Origin of the sequence: Waltera acetigignens, assembly GCF_025567015.1 — a bacterium.
GTDB classification, from domain to species: domain Bacteria; phylum Bacillota; class Clostridia; order Lachnospirales; family Lachnospiraceae; genus Acetatifactor; species Acetatifactor acetigignens.
Window position 1 is genome coordinate 407448 of sequence record NZ_JAOQJO010000001.1, and the last position, 18062, is coordinate 425509.

Genomic DNA, 18062 nt, shown 5'->3' on the forward strand with positions numbered 1-18062 from the left:
ATATTCTGAATATCCTCAATGGAATTTACATTCCTCACACGTTCCGAAGCGATCATGAATTTGTTGTTGCCGCAGGGCTGGATCTCCAGATAGTCATAGAATTTCACCAGTCTGGCAATCTGGGCATCCGACTGTCCGTCCAACAGTGCCCGGTACAGTTCTCCCGCCTCGCAGGCACTTCCCAGTATCAGTCCTTCTCTGTACTTCATCACCAGACTCTTGGGAATCCGGGGATGTTTGCTAAAATAGGTCAGATGCGACTGGGACACCAGACGATACAGGTTGATACGCCCCAGATCATTTTTCGCCAGAATAATGGCATGGTAAGAGGGCATCTTCTTCACGGCATCCACACTGGAAGCTCCCAGTGCATTGACTTCCGTCAGATTATGAATGTCCTGCTCTTCCAGCATTTTAATAAATTTCACGAAAATATGGGCCGTGCACTCCGCATCATCCACGGCTCTGTGATGATTCTCCAGGGAAATCCCCAGGGTCTTGGCCACCGCATCCAGCGTATGCTTCGACTGGTTCTTCAAAAGTACTCTGGAAATGCCCACGGTATCCACATAGGTAAACTCCTGCGGATAGCCCAGTCTTCTGCAATTCTCCATAATGAAACTCATATCAAAGCTGGCATTGTGAGCCACCATGATACAGCCTTCACAGAACTGCAGAAACTGCGGCAGGATCACGTCGATCTGGGGGGAATCCATAACATCCTCGTCCCGGATGCTGGTCAGCTTCTCGATTTCGAAGGGAATCGGCACATCCGGGTTGACAAAGGTGGAAAAACGATCCACGATCTCTCCACCGGATACCTTTACCGCACCGATCTCGATAATGCGGTTGTTGACCGGGGAAAATCCCGTGGTCTCGATATCGAATACCACATAATCCTCATGCAGACTCTGTCCCTTATCATTCGTCACTATCTCTTTCAGATCATCCACCAGATAGGCTTCCACACCGTAAATGATCTTGAAGAAATCCTGCTTGTCCGGATTCTCGTCTCCGGCTTCTTTCCGCTTGCCTTTTTCCGCTTTCCACAGGTCATCCCAGACATGGTTTGCATCGGTAAAACTCTGTACCACGCCGTGATCCGTGATGGCAATGGCCCGATGTCCCCATTTGTAGGCGCGCTTTACAATGTCCTTGGCCTCGGAGACACCGTCCATATCACTCATCTTTGTATGACAGTGCAGCTCCACACGCTTTCTGGCGGAGGTATCCATTCTCGTATTGGTAAAATCAGGGATCTTCTTGATTCCCGCAATGGAACCGATGGCCAGCTCGTGATCGAACTTATCCATCATACAGATTCCCTTGACCTTTAAGAAAGCTCCCGGCTTGATGTCCCCGGTCACTTCCTTCACCTGCTCGGTACGCACGAACATCTTGATGGTCATAGTATCGGTAAAATCAGAGATATTGAAAATAATAATCGTCTTCTCGTTCTTGATGTCACGGGTATCCACGGACAGTACCTTACCGCGGATGACCACCTCACCCATCTCTCCGATGAGTTCCTCAATCTTCATGGCCTCTTCTTCGAAATCACGCCCGTAGATGACATCCGGATTGTCTGATCTCTTCAACGCACCTTTTTCAAAGTTACCACCCTTACGAAACTCGCCCTTTTTGAATTCTCCACGCTTGAATTCACCGCGGCTGCCACCCTGAAAGCTCTTGGTCACGCCACCGGCATTCTCGGTCTTCGGCTTTTGTGCGGTCTCTGCAGCCTTGCCGGTTTCCGGATCCTGTGCTGTACTTTGCCCGCTTCCTTCCGCCGATGCAGTCTGCTCTCCTTCTTCTCTTCTGCCTTTCGTACGACTGTAAATGGCATCCACCTTCAGACGGATCTTTGCTTCCTCTTCCTCCTGGAAACGCCCGGTCTCTTTTTCCACATAAGCCGTATGGATCTTCACGGAGAATCCACAACGTTCCACCAGGATCTTCTCCAGAATCTGCAGGATCTCCCCTTCCATACTGTGATTTAATACCGTATCTTCCAGCGTTAAAAGCATTTCATTTTCCGAAGGATACTCGATTTTCGCCGTCTTCAGGGCATTATACTGGATATGGCTGTACTCCCGGAATTCCTCCAGAATACTTTCCTTATAAATATCCATCAGCTTTTCCGGATTGTACTGGGAAGACAATTCGAACTTTTCGTATATTTTCACTGTCAGGTTGGCCTGAGGGAACAGCTGCTTCTTGATCTCCTGTTCCGTGGTCCAGATGTCCGCTTTCTGGATCAGGCGGGTACTTTTTAAGTACACCCGAAGAAAGTCTCTGCGTTTTGTCGCCGAGACTCTCTCCACTTCTGTCTGCCCCATCAGGTCACGAATGTCCGTATTCAACTGTAACGAAGGAAATACCTCAAAAAACGGTTTACTCATTTATTTTAACTCCAATGATCCAATTCCTCTTTCAAGGCGGGGAGCAGCTGATCCTCCGGAAGCTTTTTTACGATCTCGCCATGCTTGATCAGCAGACCTTCTCCGATACCGCCCGCAACTCCCAGATCCGCTTCTTTTGCTTCTCCGGGGCCGTTTACCACGCAGCCCATGACAGCCACTTTGATATCCAGCGGGTAATCCTCTACCATTTTCTCCACTTTAGTGGCCAGATCGATCAGATTGATCTGGGTTCTTCCACAGGTGGGACAGGATACGACCTCAATGCCGCCCTTGCGCAATCCTAATGTACGCAGGATCAGCTTTGCGGATTTGATCTCCTCTACGGGATCTCCTGTCAGGGATACCCGGATGGTGTCACCGATGCCCTGGCTTAAGATCAGGGACAGACCGATGGCTGACTTGATATTACCGCTGTTCACAGTACCGGATTCGGTAATGCCCACATGCAGAGGGTACACCGTACGGCCTGCCAGCAGTTCATGGGCTTTCACGCACATCAGCACATCCGAAGATTTGATACTGATGACCAGATTGTCATATCCCAGATCTTCGATCATGTGTACCTTGTCCAGTGCGCTCTCCACAATACCTTCCGCAGTCACTCCACCGTATTTTTCCACCAACGGCTTCTCCAGGGAACCGCTGTTCACTCCCACACGGATCGGGATATTCCTCTCTTTTGCTGCATCTACCACAGCCTTTACCCGCTCCAGATTTCCGATATTCCCAGGATTGATGCGGATCTTGTCGGCACCGTTCTCAATGGCTGCCAGTGCCATACGGTAGTCAAAATGGATATCCGCCACTAAAGGAATGTGGATCTGCTTCTTGATCTCCCGGATAGCTGCTGCCGCCTCCAGCGTCGGTACTGTGCAGCGGATGATCTCACAGCCTGCCCTCTCCAGACGCAGGATCTGCTCTACGGTTGCCTTCACATCCTCGGTCTTCGTATTGGTCATGGACTGGATGGCGATAGGATTGCCGCCGCCGATCTTCCGGTCTCCGATCTGTATTACTTTGGTATGCATTCTGTAAGTATCTTTATCGTTCATAAGGGCACCTGACCTTTCTCGTCATTCTCATATGTCTATTACTATACCCCTTTTCCGAAAGCCTTGTCAATTCGCAGAAGTGCTGAAATGTCCCGGACTGTTCTGTCTGGCATATCCCAAAAGTTCCAGTTCCATCAGTGCCCGGTTCAGTGCGGAAATGTCCGTATATTCTCCCTTCTCCCAAAGTTCCTGCAACAGCGTCTCCGATGTCTTTGGCACAGGTTCCAGACATTCCAAGATCTTTTGCAGGGATTCTTTGGGCAATTTTACTTTTGCCGTATTTCTGCCGGTTTCCCTATTATTTTTCCGCCTGTTCTTTCCTCCGGAGCCATCTGCGGAAAGTCCCTGTTTTTCCTCCCAGCTCCGCAAAAAATCCTCTGCAAAACTCTCCGGAGATAAAAACACTCCCGCTCCCTGCGTCAGCAGATGATTGCAGCCGTCGCTGAGCCTGTCCGTAAGCCTGCCCGGCACCACATAGACGTCCCTGCCCTGTTCCAGTGCCATATCCACCGTGATCAACGTCCCGCTCTTCTGTCTGGCCTCAATGACGATCAGAGCATCCGACAGTCCGCTGACAATACGGTTTCTTGGTGGAAAATACTGGGGCAGCGGCTTTGTTCCCGGCGCATAGGTGGAGAGCAATCCCCCTTTTTCCAACAGTTCTTCATACAATCTTCGATTCTGTGCGGGATAACAGATATCCACTCCGCATCCCAGCACACCATAGGAAGTTCCTCCCGCAGATAACGCTGCCTGCTGGCTGATCCCGTCAATCCCCCGGGCCATTCCGCTGATGACCTGTATTCCCGCTCTTCCCAGATACTGTCCCAGTTCCTCGGCCACATATCTGCCGTATTCCGAACACTCTCTGGCACCGATGACCGCCACCGCCGGTTCGTTCTCATCCGGCAGTTTTCCCCGGTAAAAAATGCCGTAAGGCGGATCCGGAATTTCTGCCAGTTTCCCGGGAAATCCTTTCTCCTCCCGCAAAAGAAAGTGGATCTGTTGTTCCGAAAGCTGTCCATATTCCTGTTCCCACTCTCCGCTTTTCTTCTGCCGTTCCAAGGCTTCCGCCGCAGAATTGCCCACGCACTCCCTCCATTCCTCTGCCTCCGCCTCATATACCGCCCGGGGTGACCCGAAGCGTGCAAGCAGCCGTTCTGCCCGCACGCCCCCGATTGTATAGGTGCTGCACAAAAAATATGCATATTTTCTCTCTTCCTCCGCCATAAACATACCTGTCCCTTTCCCTGTTTTCACACAGCCCGCACGTTTTCCGTGATTTTCGTACCGGCCCCTTTTTCTTGCCGGACACTTAATGTACCCGGTTCCGGCACACAATTAATTCCAATACGTCTCCGAAGGTCGATAACATGCCGCCTCCAGCAAATGTTCCCCCGTGATCTCTTCCCGGTCCTCCAAATCAGCTATGGTTCGGGCAGTTTTGAGAATCCGGTGATAAACTCTGGCACTGAGCTGCAGCGTACGATACAGCTGTTCCATGACTTTCTGACCCTCCTCTCCCAACGGGCAATATTCTTCCACCTGTGCAGACCGGATGTCCCCATTGAAACGGCAATCCGTTCCTGCAAAACGCTCCGCCTGCCGTTCTCTTGCATGCCGGATCTGCCGCTTCATATCTTCACTGCTTTTTTCCGTTTTCGTTTTCTGCAGATGTAGAATATCCACGGGATGCAGTTCCACACACAGATCAATCCGGTCTAAAATCGGTCCCGATATCTTTCCCAGATATTTCTCGATCTGGGGCTGGGTACAGCGGCATTTATTCCGGTCCGGATAATACCCGCATGGACAGGGATTCATAGCCGCCACCAGAATAAAGTCCGACGGATAAGTGACCATCCCGGCACTTCTGGCGATCTGCACTTTACGCTCCTCCATAGGCTGTCGCATGCCATCCAGCACGTTTTTCCGGAATTCCGGAAGCTCGTCCAGAAACAGTACACCCCGATGGGCCAGCGATACCATACCAGGTCTTGGGATGCCGCTTCCCCCGCCGATCAGTGCTGCCTGTGTCACAGTATGGTGTGGTGCATAAAAAGGCCTCCTTGTGATCAGTGCCTGTCCCGGCGGCAGAAGTCCCGCCACACTGAAGATTCCTGTCACCTCCAGACTTTCTTTCAGTGTCAGAGGCGGCAGGATTCCGGGGATTCGCCCGGCGACCATGGATTTTCCCACCCCGGGCGGCCCTATCATCAACAGATTGTGGAATCCCGCCGCAGCGATCTCGGCACCCCGTTTAGCATTCTCCTGCCCCGCCACTTCCCGGAAATCTCCCGTATCCTGTCCAGTTCCTTCCCTTAGCAAGTCCTCCGCCCGGATCCTCGGCTGATACACTTTTTCAGTTTCCAGCTCCGGATGGTTCAGTGCCGCCAGCAGATCGTTCAGACAGTTCACACCCCAGACCGTGATCCCCGGTATCACCGCAGCCTCCATGGCATTTTCTCCGGGCACCACCACCCTTCGGATACCGCTTTTTGCCGCCTCCTGAACAATGGGAAGTACACCCTTCACCTTCTTGATCTCCCCATTCAGGCCCAGTTCTCCCAAAAACAATGTATCCTGCAGCGCTTCCTCCGGTACCAGTTCCATATCCCGCAAAAGTCCCACAGCTACAGGCAGATCAAAGGCGGTACCATCTTTACGTCGACCTGCCGGAGCCAGATTTACTGTGATATGTGCCGGTGGGATCTGGAAACCGGAATTTTTCATGGCCACACTCACCCTCTCCCGGGATTCCTTCACCTCACTCCCCAGCGACCCCACCAGCTGAAACGATGGTAGTCCCCCTGCCAGATCCACTTCCACGCGGACCAGATATGCCTGCAGACCATAGACTGCAGCCGAAAAAACTGTAGTAAACATAAAATACCTCCTTTAAAATGTTTTATTTATTATGGAAATAACAGTGAAACAAAACAGAAACAGATAAAACGAATGAATCTGACAAAAATAATCAGACTTAACAAAACAATTCATACAATGGGTAATCATAAGAGCCCGCAAAAGGGCAGTGAAACTACCGGAATCTTCTTAGAATTAATATCAGAAATTTTAAATGAAAACGTCTTTTGGTGAAAAATCCTCCGGAACCTCACTACAGATTCACAAAACCGTACGCTTTCCGCTGCGTCGTCTGGTCTGCTCCTATATAGCCGGTTCCGGATCATTCCTTTAAATTTTATTTTCCATGCTGTCGGGATCCTGAGCGAACTGGATCGCATGTTCCCTGTCGATCTTGCCTTCAAAATACAACTGAACAATAGCCTCATCCATGGTGATCATACCCAGTTTCCGGTTGGTCTGCATGACGCTGGCCAGCTGGTGGGATTTGCCCTCACGGATCAGGTTGCGGACCGCATGATTGGCATGCATGACCTCAAAAGCTGCCACACGGTGCTTGCCGTCCGCTGTCGGGATCAGCTGCTGGGATATGACTGCTTCCAGTGTGTTGGACAGCTGGACACGGATCTGTTGCTGCTGATGTGGTGGGAAGACATCGATCACACGGTCTACGGTGCTGGCTGCACCGATCGTATGCAGGGTGGACAATACCAGATGTCCGGTCTCCGCTGCCGTAATAGCTACACTGATGGTCTCGAAGTCACGCATCTCTCCGACCAGAATGACATCGGGATCTTCACGGAGTGCCGCTCTTAAAGCATTGGCATAATTATTGGAATCTATGCCGATCTCACGCTGGTTGACCATGGACATCTTATGCTGATGCAGATACTCGATAGGGTCCTCCAGAGTGATGACATGGGCATCTCTGTTGTTGTTGATCTTGTCGATGATGGCGGCAAGCGTCGTGGATTTACCGCTTCCGGTAGGTCCGGTGACCAGTACCAGACCACGTTTGCGCTGATATAGTTCCACCACGGATTCCGGTACACCCAGCTCTTCCGGAGAAGGCACCACGGTTCCTACCAGTCGGAACGCCAGAGCCACGGAACCTCTCTGCTTGTAGGCATTGACACGGTAACGTCCGCAGTTGGGAATAGAGAAAGACATATCGTATTCTCCCCGTTCCTCAAAACGTTCTCTCTGCACTTCCGTCATGATATTGACTAGTACTTCCAGCGTGTCTGCCGGAAGCATCCTGGGATAATCCATGGTGATCAGATTGCCGTTTACACGCATTTTGGGTGGGATACCTACCGTCAGATGTACATCACTTGCTCCCGCTTCCTTGGCGGCTCTGAGTATTTCTTCGATTGTTGGCATAATTGCTCCTCACTATTTATTGAATATGTACCGGTTGTCCATGGTCTTCATGACATCCACGATCTGGATGTCCTCATTCCCGGGAAGGGACAGATTCAGGATACTGTTATCCCGGAAGCTTACCACTGTCGGCCGCAGTACACTTTCTTCATTTTCATTCAATACCAGTGCTTTCTCTCCCGTACTGAGTTCCACGCTGGCACCGGGCGGAAGGATATTGATGGAACGGATCAATGCCCGTACCGTCTCCGGATCATATACCTCCGGGTGCTCCAGAAGTTCCTGAAGAGCCTTCACCTCAGACTGTGCCGTTCCCTGTAATGTCATGGCCGTGATCTCATCATAACGGTTCGCCACCAGCAATACATTGGCTCCGGCCAGCATTTTATACCTGTTCTTCTCTCCGTCTTCCGGGAACAGGTCCAGCTGTTTTCTGGCTGCCTGCTGGCAGATCCTGCGGATGCCGGATCCGTCGGTGGCAAAAGCCTCCTCGATGATACCGTAGGCCTCTTCCTGTGTCTCGCAGTTCCGCAGCATATCCTCTCTGGTATAAGGTGCCCCGTAATACACGTCATCATGTTTTTTCACTTTTCCCATATCGTGAAGGATGGCAGCACATACGGTATGATACTGTTCTTCCCGTCTGATATTCATCACATGGGTAATCATGGCACAGAGTATTGCCACGTTCAGGGAATGTCTGGAGAAATAATCCTCCCGGCTTCTCAGATTCTGGTAGAAATTGATTTTCTCATCCAAGTGTCCGTAATTGCGGATGACCATATCTGCGATGGACTGGGTACGATTCTGCTTTCTGGTCTTCAGGATACGATCCTGTTCCTCTTCGATGGCACTGACCGCCTGAATCTGAAACCGTTCGAACTCCAGGTCCTCCTGAGTCAGGGGTGGAAGCGGTTCTGCCGGTTCCAGTACATAGACACCGATCAATCCGAAATTACGAATACTTTCTATTGCCTGTAATGACAAAAGGGAATTTCTGTCAAACAAAAGAATACTCTTCTTATTATAAACAGGTCTTGCCAGACGCATTCCCGTCTTCAAGTCTTCCGTTCTTACAAAATGCATCCCTGTCCCCCCCTTATCTTTAGTCACTTATAGAAATAAATATATCACAGTGTTCCTTAATTGACAAGGTGATGTTTAGTCCTCACGCAGAGCCTCCGCCAGCTTATGCAATGCTCTTTTTTCCATGCGTGAGACATAGCTTCTGGAAATTCCGAGAACATCTCCCACCTCCTGCTGTGTGTGTTCTTTACAGCCCAGGATCCCATAGCGCATCACCAGAATCCGATACTCCCGCTCCGTAAGACAGTGGTCCAGAGCCAGGAACAGGCGCCTGATATTTCTGTCAAGCTCCAGATCCTCCACCACGTCCTTCTGCTTCTCTTCGATCACGTCCAACAGATGGATGGCATTTCCTTCCTTATCCTGTCCGATAGGTTCATACAGGGAGACTTCCCTGGAAAGTTTTTTGCGGCTGCGCAGCATCATCAGAAGTTCGTTATCAATGCATCTGCAGGCATAGGTAGCCAGTCTTCCTTTTCCTGAGTCAAAAGAATTCACTGCTTTGATCAGTCCGATACATCCGATAGAGATCAGGTCCTCCATGTCTTCCTCAACATTCTGGTATTTTTTGGCAATGTGTGCCACCAGGCGCAGATTCCTCTCCACCAGGATCTCCCTGGCCTGTCTGGATTCTTCCACGGTACCTTCCCTGAGCAAGCGGATATAATACGCTTCTTCTCCTGCGGTTAATGGCTGCTGAAAGGTCTTCAAAAAATCCCTCCGTGGACAGTTGCTTATGATAGTTTATGTGATTTTCTGTCCACAAGTGCCTGTCAGTCTCCCACGATCCTCAGAATAAAAACTGCGCCATCACGTAATTGCTCAGATCCAGACCTCTCTTTGTCAGTGCCAGGAACCGGTCTTTTTTCTGATTCTCTTTCCTCTCCGTAACGGTCAAAAGACCATCCGCCACATTCCGTGCGATCACTTCTCCGTAGACTTCCTCCACAGTCCTGCCGTATTGTTCTGCAAAATCCACACAGGATACTCCTCTTGTCAGCCGCAGTCCCAGAAACATGGTCTCCTCCATCCGGTCCTGTACCGTCAGTGTCTGCTCCTCTTCCCTGCTTTCCAGCGGATGTGCCAGATAAGCTCCCAGACTCTTTTCGTTCTGAAACCGCACATTATCGATAAGGGATGCCGCACCGATACCGAATCCCAGGTAATCCCTGCGGATCCAATAGCCCACATTATGTCTGCATTCATAACCATCCCTGGCATAGTTGGATATCTCATACCGATGGAACCCGTACTTTGACAGCACCTCTATGGTCTCCTCATACATGGCACGCTCCGTCTCTTCCTCCGGCAAGGGCAATTCTCCCCTCTCTGCCATGGCCGCAAAAGGGGTTCCCTCCTCCACGATCAGGCTGTAGGCAGAGATATGCTGCGGCATGGGTTCTAAGTGCAGCACCTTTTCCAGCGTGTCCCGATAGCTTGCAAGCGTCTGTCCCGGCAGTCCGCTCATGATATCCACATTGATATTCGTAAATCCTGCCTCCACGGCCTCCCGGTACACCTGGCAGAAGCCTTCAAAATCATGGATCCTGCCCAGATTTTTCAGTTCTTCTGCCTGGGCAGACTGCATACCGATACTGAGACGGTTGATTCCTGCCGTGTAAAAATTCCGAAGTTTCTCTGCGTTGGCCGTCCCCGGATTCACCTCCATGGTGATCTCCGCGTCCTGTGCCATTGCGAACTGCTCTCTGATACGGTCCATCAACTGCCCGATCTGTTCCCCGGACAACAACGACGGCGTACCTCCTCCGATAAATATACTGGTCACGGTACGGTCACTGTAATCTTTTGCTCTTCCCCCGATCTCTGCAAAAAGTGCAGCCATATAGGCTTCCCTTGTCTGCTCCGTGGCAGGGGCAGACAGGAAATCACAATAGCTGCACTTTCTTACGCAAAAGGGAATATGAATGTATAATTCCAGTTCCTTTTTATTCATATTGCTCCTTCAATTACTTCATCAGTTTTTATCATCCAGCTTCAGAACACTCATAAATGCCTTCTGCGGGATCTCTACATTGCCGAACTGACGCATACGCTTTTTACCCTCTTTCTGCTTCTCCAACAGCTTCTTCTTACGGGTAATATCACCGCCGTAACATTTCGCCAGCACATCCTTACGCATGGCCTTTACCGTTTCTCTGGCAATGACCTTGCCGCCGATGGCTGCCTGGATAGGAATCTCGAAGAGGTGTCTGGGAATCTCGTCCTTCAGCTTTTCACACATCCTACGTCCTCTCTCGTAAGCGGAATCTGCACAGACGATGAAGGACAGGGCATCCACTTCCTCGCGGTTGATCAGAATGTCCAGCTTCACCAGATTCGATCTCTCGTAACCCTTCAGATCGTAATCAAAAGATGCGTAACCACGGGAACGGGATTTTAAAGCATCAAAGAAATCATAAATGATCTCGTTCAGGGGCAGTTCGTATTTCAACAACGCTCTGGTGCCCTCGATGTATTCCATGCCGAGGTATTTGCCGCGGCGCTCCTGACACAGTTCCATGATGGAACCGATAAATTCGGAAGTCACCATGATCTCTGCATTTACCACCGGTTCTTCCATATATTCGATCTCGGAGGGATCCGGCAGATTGGAAGGATTGGTCAACTCAATTACTTCCCCATTGGTCTTATGCACCTTATAGACAACGCCGGGGGCGGTAGTCACCAGATCCAGATTGTATTCTCTCTCCAGTCGTTCCTGAATGATCTCCAGATGCAGCAGTCCCAGAAATCCGCACCGGAAGCCAAATCCCAGTGCCACAGAAGTCTCCGGTTCATAGAACAGGGACGCATCGTTCAACTGTAACTTCTCCAGCGCATCTCTCAGATCCGGGTACTTGGAACCGTCTGCGGGATATAATCCACAATATACCATGGACTGTACCTTTTTATAACCGGGCAGAGGTTCTGCGCAGGGATTGTTGTCGTCCGTTACGGTATCACCCACTGCTGTATCTTTTACATTCTTGATGGAAGCCGTGATGTAGCCTACCATTCCGGCAGAAAGCTCGTCACAGGGGATAAACTGTCCCGCTCCGAAATAACCGACCTCCACGACCTCTTCCTTCGCTCCGGTAGCCATCATGCGGATCATGGTACCCTTTTTCACTGTGCCTTCCATGACACGGCAGAAAATGATAACACCCTTATAGGAATCATATACAGAGTCAAAGATCAGTGCCTGTAAAGGGTTGTCCGGATTCCCCTTGGGGGATGGGATTTTTTTCACGATCTGCTCTAAGACTTCCTCAATACCGATGCCGTTTTTCGCGGAGATCAGCGGAGCATCCTGTGCCTCGATACCGATGACGTCCTCGATCTCTTCAATGACTCTCTGGGGATCTGCGCTGGGCAGATCGATCTTGTTGATGACCGGGAAAACATCCAGATCATGATCCAGTGCCAGATAGACATTGGCCAGTGTCTGTGCCTCAATGCCCTGTGCCGCATCCACCACCAGAATGGCGCCGTCGCAGGCCGCCAGAGAACGGCTGACCTCATAATTGAAATCCACATGGCCCGGAGTATCGATGAGGTTGAAAATGTATTCCTCTCCGTCCTGTGCTTTATATACGGTACGCACGGCCTGTGCCTTGATGGTAATGCCACGCTCTCTCTCCAGGTCCATATTGTCCAGGACCTGTGCCTGCATCTCTCTGCTGGTGAGCAGACCGGTCTTCTCAATGATACGGTCCGCCAGGGTGGATTTGCCGTGATCTATGTGTGCCACAATACAAAAATTGCGGATTTTGCTCTGATCTATTACTGCCATACTACTGTCCTTTCCTGACATATTCTTGCATCTAACGATTGTAGCATAAATTCCGCATTCTTGTCTATGATTTTACTTCGATTCGTTGTCTTATCCTGCTTTTATGTATCGCTACTCTCCCTTAAGCACCATATCCAGAATATGTGCCAGAGGATCACAGGCATTTATGGCCTCCTCCACAGTATTGTTCTGGGCTCCCAGTTCCACCAGAAGTGTCCGGGGACGCAGATGCATATTGTAGCGGTAGCCCTTCAGATAGATCCTGCGGGTCAGTCCCGGGTAATACTCCGCCGCCTTCAACTGCATCTGAAAAGAAAACGCCAGATTGGCCTCCTGGTTCTCGTTGGCCAGGTAGTCAATATCTCCCGTCTTGCGGGTCCTGCTCAGACCGTTAAAGAACATAAATCTTGCCGTGGGTCTCCCTTGAATATCCGTCACCAGCTTTGTCTCTTCCGCCACCTCATCCCGGTGCAGATCGATGATCACCTGGATAGAGGGATTCTCCGCAAGGATCTGTTCCACTGCCGGAAGTGCCCGGGAATACGCATTGTCTCTGGTCTCCACATCATATTGACCGGTATTGTGCAGCACCCGGTAACCATATTGTTCTGTCAGGATCTTGGTCAGACACTCTCCCACTCCCACGATACCGGTGTTCACATCTCCCGGAACCGAATCCGCAAAAGCCTCCTGGGAATGGGTGTGATAGATCAGGATCTGTGGTCCGTCACCTTCCTGTGGCAACGTCATATCCATTCCCAGCAGTTTTTCCACGGATAACTGATCACTGCCTGCCATGGTATTGGCATCTATGGCATAAAAATTCCGTACCAGTGTCTCATAATCCGCAAGCTGTGTGCGGTCAATCTGCACCTGTTGTACCGCCGGACGAAAATTGCTCAATGCAGTCCCGGCTGTTGCCTCCACACTCTCCGGGATAAGGGCCGTCTGCTGCGTTTCCTCCGGCTGCGGAAGGAGAAGTTCTTCGCTGATCAGATCTTCGGTGGTCAGGGTCCGGCAGGTAGTCTCATCCTCCTCCGGATTCTGTGTCCCCTGCTGCTCCACAATACCATAGCCTAACAGCGGTACTACTTCCCACATATTCTGCTGCAGCAGTAATCCGGTACTGCTGCTTTCTCCTGACAAAGCTTCGGAACAGGCAAATACCGGAAACTCATTTTCTCCCCGATCCGCCATCAAAAGCCCACAGACAACTGTCAGCAAAAACAGTGCGATCCGCCAGACAGTATTTTTCGGATTCTTCACGGTCCGCGCTCTCCTTCCGCACTTTTTTTGTTACGACAGTTCAGCCCGCGTCAGTCGCAAAGTCGCCTTGACCTGCTCTTACGTCACTTTGTGACTACCTTTGCTCGTAATCCGGTGCTCAACTCATGAACTGTTACCCTATATATATGCAGTTACGCCCAGTTTTTTTCCATGGCAATATTGATTCCCTCGGAGACCGTGTAGCTGACCCGTTTGATCACAGAATCGATATCCTTTCCGGTCATATACATATTGTTCAGTTCTGCAAAAGCCATGCGGTGCTGTCCCATATATTTGACCGCATCGAACTCCTTTTCCCCGCTCATCAGCTTCTCCAGTGCATCTCCCACAATCGTGGCGGCATCCACCACCGTGGGGATCCCGATGGCAATTACCGGTACACCCAGGGTCTCTTCGGTCAGGGCATTGCGGTGATTGCCCACGCCGGAGCCGGGCTGAATGCCGGTATTGGTGATCTGGATCGTACGGTTCAATCTTCTGGTGCTGCGGGCCGCCAGCGCATCCACCACGATCAACACATCCGGTTGCGTCTCCTTCACCACACCGCTTATGATTTCTGCCGTCTCCATACCGGTCTTCGCCATTACCCCCGGCTCAATACTACTGACCAGATTCATACGGGTACAGTTGTAGGCTGCTTTGCCGTAGGCTCTGACCACGTGTCTGGTGATCAGCAGATTGTCCACCACCTGCGGTCCCAGAGCGTCTGCCGTCACTTCCCGGTTCCCCAGCCCCACGATCAATACCGACAGTTCCTCCGCTTCCCCGGGCATCATTTTCAAAAGTTCCTCCGCTAACGCCTCCGAGATCTCCCTGTGGTAATCGTCATCCGGTTCCACCATGGCCGGTGCCTCCATGGTCACATAGACACCCATGGGCTTTCCCAGTGTTTTTTCCGCATTTTTCGTATCGATGGTCACCTTGGTAATGCGGATATCCGTCTCTTCCTCATAGTGCTCGTCCACCGACACACCCCGCAGTTTGCTTTCCTCTTCATTGACACTTTCTCTTGCCTCCAGAGCCAGGTCTGTTCTGATCTGAAAAGTTTCCATTTTTTCACCCTCTGTCTGCCTTTCTTATCAATACATTTTTTACAAAAATCCGCAAAATATGTATTGACAAAAGCTCCCAGATTGTCTAAACTACAATAGTATGTTTACGTTAGTCTTCCGTGTCTGGCTAAAGTGAAACATTTCTTGTAAATTATAATTTTATTGTATACATTATGGAGGTGTACGACTTGGCTAACATTAAATCTGCAAAAAAGAGAATTTTAGTATCCCGCACAAGAGCTGACAGAAACAAGGCTATCAGATCCGGCGTTAAGACCGCTATCAAGAAGGTATACGCTGCAATCGAGACCGGTGACAAGGAAGCAGCTAAGGCTGAATTAACCGCTGCTACCAAGACCATCGAGATGGCTACTTCTAAGGGCGTTTACCACAAGAACAACGCTGCAAGAAAGGTTTCCCGTCTGAGCAAAGCTGTCAACGGAATGGCTTAATTTTTCTTGCACTGGTACAGAATTTAAGACATACAAAAGCGCCTATACCGTCATGTAGGTGCTTTTTTTGTGCCCTTTTTCAAATGTCACTTCTTGCTGCCTCATTCCAAGCAGATCCGGCTGACTGTCTTCCGCCCGTTTCATATACTTTATACACCATCTCGCTTAAAAGCTCGATGGTGTACATTTGCCAAATACCGATTCTTGTGCAAGCACAAATCTGTACCTGGCTCATCGTATACACAAAAAAGGACCTCTGCACAGTACACTATGCAGTGATCCTTTCTTATTTTATATCTTATATTCTTATGCCTTGCGTTCTTACAGCTTACTGCTGTGCTACATCCTTCATGGAGAAGCTGATTCTGCCCATCTTATCCTTACCCAGGCATACTACAGTCACTACATCGCCCAGAGTCAGAACATCTTCTACACGGTTGATTCTCTCCTTGGCGATCTTGGAGATGTGTACCATGCCTTCCTTGCCGGGTGCGAACTCGATGAATGCACCGAACTCCTTGATGCTGACTACCTTACCCTTGAAGATCTGGCCCTCTTCGAAATCGGTGGTGATGATCTTCACCATCTCCAGAGCCTTATCCATCATTTCCTTGTCAGTACCGCAGATAGATACCTTACCATCATCGGTGATATCGATCTTCACACCGGTACGGGCAATGATCTCATTGATGGTCTTACCACGCTGTCCTACTACATCACCGATTCTGTCGGGATCGATCTGAATGGAGATGATCTTGGGAGCGTACTTGCCAACCTCTGTTCTGGGAGCAGAGATAGCGGGCTTCATGCAGGTATCCATGATGAACAGTCTTGCATCACGGCATCTTGCAATAGCGCCTTCTACGATAGGTCTGGTCAGACCGTGGATCTTAATATCCATCTGGATCGCGGTAATACCTTCGGTAGTACCGGTTACCTTAAAGTCCATATCTCCGAAGAAGTCTTCCAGTCCCTGGATATCGGTCAGCAGAACGAAATCGTCATCGGTCTCGCCGGTTACCAGACCACAGGAAATACCTGCTACCATCTTCTTGATGGGTACGCCTGCTGCCATCAGGGACATGCAGGAAGCACAGGTGGATGCCATGGAGGTAGATCCGTTGGATTCAAAAGTCTCAGATACGGTACGAATTGCATAAGGGAACTCGTCCTCACTGGGCAGTACGGGGATCAGGGCTCTCTCAGCCAGAGCGCCGTGACCGATCTCACGTCTTCCGGGTCCGCGGGAAGGCTTGGTCTCACCTACGGAATAGGAAGGGAAGTTATAGTGATGCATATATCTCTTGCTTACTTCGTTCTCATCCAGGCCATCGATCTTCTGCTGCTCGGACAGAGGCGCCAGAGTACATACGTTACAGATCTGGGTCTGTCCACGGGTGAACATAGCGGAACCATGTACACGGGGGATGATGTCTACTTCTGCTGCCAGAGGACGGATCTGTGTGATTGCACGTCCATCGGGCCGCTTGTGATCTTTCAGGATCATCTTACGAACGGTCTTCTTCTCATACTGGTATACTGCCTCACCTAAGATAGCCAGCCACTCTTCGTTCTCAGCGAAAGCCTCGGTCAGCTTGTCGGTGATCACACGGATATTCTCCTCACGGGTCTGCTTATCATCGGTGAATACAGCTTCTTCCATCTCAGCGGGAGATACGATCTTCTTCATCTCCTCGAACATTTCAGCGGGCACTGCACAGCTGGTGTACTCGTGCTTCTTCTTGCCTACTTCTGCTACAATCTTGTCGATGAAAGCAATGATGGTCTGGTTCACTTCGTGAGCCTTATAAATTGCTTCGATCATGGTTGCTTCAGGAATCTCGTTCGCTCCTGCCTCGATCATGATCACCTTTTCTCTGGTGGAAGCAACGGTCAGGTTCAGATCACCTTTCTTCCACTGCTCCTGGCTGGGATTGATGATGAACTCGCCATCGATCATGCCTACCTGGGTCATAGCGCAGGGGCCATCGAAAGGAATATCGGAAATGCAGGTAGCGATAGCTGCACCGATCATAGCCACCAACTCCGGACGACACTCGGGATCCACGCTCATTACCATGTTGTTCAGGGTTACATCATTACGGTAATCCTTGGGGAACAGGGGACGCATGGGTCTGTCGATGACACGGCTGGTCAGAATAGCATTCTCACTTGCCTTTCCTTCTCTCTTGTTGAAACCGCCGGGGATCTTACCCACAGCGTACATCTTCTCTTCATACTCTACACTCAGAGGGAAGAAATCGATACCGTCTCTGGGCTTCTCGGAAGCGGTTGCGGTACAGAGAACCGTGGTATCACCATAATGCATGAATGCACATCCGTTTGCCTGCTTACCTACACGGTTGATATCAACCACCAGAGGTCTGCCTGCAAGATCCATCTTGTAACTTTGATACATAAATTCCTCCTATCCATCGTACTGTGACTGTTATCTTTGGTGCCACGCTACGATATGAATTATTATTCTACGGGCTGGAGGATTACCGAAACTACTGAAAATTCCATGTCGCTCCCATGATCCGCAACATAATCTTTTCAGCGGTCTCGGGGCTCACTTCCATCCCGTGTGTTACCTTTTCAGGCGCGGTGAATTAGATTTTCACCGTGCATATGGATGTAATGAGAAACAAGAGAAGCGGAGCGCCGAT

The 18062-nt window shown here is 50.3% G+C and carries 13 protein-coding genes; 1 reads left to right on the plus strand and 12 read right to left on the minus strand.

Features of this window, described 5'->3' with window-relative positions:
* From OCV96_RS01900 to gpr, 11 genes are all read right to left on the minus strand, one after another.
* The coding region (locus OCV96_RS01900; protein ID WP_262593356.1) for an exonuclease domain-containing protein at positions 1 to 2402 on the minus strand (2402 nt) is incomplete at its 3' end.
* A gap of 5 nt (positions 2403 to 2407) precedes the next feature.
* Positions 2408 to 3475 (minus strand): flavodoxin-dependent (E)-4-hydroxy-3-methylbut-2-enyl-diphosphate synthase, encoded by a 1068-nt coding sequence (gene ispG / locus OCV96_RS01905; RefSeq protein WP_262593357.1) that lies wholly within the window; start codon positions 3473 to 3475, stop codon positions 2408 to 2410.
* A 66-nt stretch (positions 3476 to 3541) separates the two neighbouring features.
* A complete protein-coding gene (dprA, locus tag OCV96_RS01910) occupies positions 3542 to 4711 on the minus strand; it encodes a DNA-processing protein DprA (RefSeq protein ID WP_262593358.1) in 1170 nt (389 codons plus the stop codon).
* A gap of 105 nt (positions 4712 to 4816) precedes the next feature.
* Positions 4817 to 6361: a YifB family Mg chelatase-like AAA ATPase gene (locus OCV96_RS01915; RefSeq protein WP_262593359.1), complete on the minus strand. Its 1545-nt coding sequence runs from the start codon at positions 6359 to 6361 to the stop codon at positions 4817 to 4819.
* A gap of 309 nt (positions 6362 to 6670) precedes the next feature.
* Positions 6671 to 7723, minus strand: coding sequence for a type IV pilus twitching motility protein PilT (locus OCV96_RS01920; protein ID WP_022311815.1), 1053 nt, complete (start codon positions 7721 to 7723; stop codon positions 6671 to 6673).
* A 12-nt stretch (positions 7724 to 7735) separates the two neighbouring features.
* Positions 7736 to 8809 (minus strand): HD-GYP domain-containing protein, encoded by a 1074-nt coding sequence (locus OCV96_RS01925; RefSeq protein WP_227732228.1) that lies wholly within the window; start codon positions 8807 to 8809, stop codon positions 7736 to 7738.
* A 75-nt stretch (positions 8810 to 8884) separates the two neighbouring features.
* The gene (gene sigK, locus OCV96_RS01930; protein ID WP_022311813.1) at positions 8885 to 9520 is read right to left on the minus strand and encodes an RNA polymerase sporulation sigma factor SigK; all 636 of its coding nucleotides are present in this window, start codon (positions 9518 to 9520) and stop codon (positions 8885 to 8887) included.
* A 79-nt stretch (positions 9521 to 9599) separates the two neighbouring features.
* Positions 9600 to 10763 (minus strand): radical SAM family heme chaperone HemW, encoded by a 1164-nt coding sequence (hemW, locus tag OCV96_RS01935; protein WP_262593360.1) that lies wholly within the window; start codon positions 10761 to 10763, stop codon positions 9600 to 9602.
* Between the two features lie 21 nt (positions 10764 to 10784).
* Positions 10785 to 12602: a translation elongation factor 4 gene (gene lepA, locus OCV96_RS01940; RefSeq protein WP_118502524.1), complete on the minus strand. Its 1818-nt coding sequence runs from the start codon at positions 12600 to 12602 to the stop codon at positions 10785 to 10787.
* A gap of 111 nt (positions 12603 to 12713) precedes the next feature.
* On the minus strand, positions 12714 to 13868 hold the full coding sequence (gene spoIIP / locus OCV96_RS01945) for a stage II sporulation protein P (protein ID WP_243102663.1): 1155 nt from the start codon (positions 13866 to 13868) through the stop codon (positions 12714 to 12716).
* A gap of 152 nt (positions 13869 to 14020) precedes the next feature.
* Positions 14021 to 14941 (minus strand): GPR endopeptidase, encoded by a 921-nt coding sequence (gpr, locus tag OCV96_RS01950; protein ID WP_117464776.1) that lies wholly within the window; start codon positions 14939 to 14941, stop codon positions 14021 to 14023.
* 188 nt (positions 14942 to 15129) lie between these two features.
* Here gpr and rpsT point away from each other — a divergent pair, with 188 nt between their 5' ends.
* Positions 15130 to 15393 carry a 30S ribosomal protein S20 gene (gene rpsT / locus OCV96_RS01955; protein ID WP_022311808.1) on the plus strand — a complete coding sequence of 88 codons (264 nt, stop codon included), beginning with the start codon at positions 15130 to 15132 and terminating at the stop codon, positions 15391 to 15393.
* A 328-nt stretch (positions 15394 to 15721) separates the two neighbouring features.
* Here the strand turns inward: rpsT and OCV96_RS01960 are convergent, their stop codons facing one another.
* A complete protein-coding gene (locus OCV96_RS01960; RefSeq protein ID WP_117464775.1) occupies positions 15722 to 17812 on the minus strand; it encodes a polyribonucleotide nucleotidyltransferase in 2091 nt (696 codons plus the stop codon).
* Between the last annotated feature and the right edge of the window lie 250 nt (positions 17813 to 18062).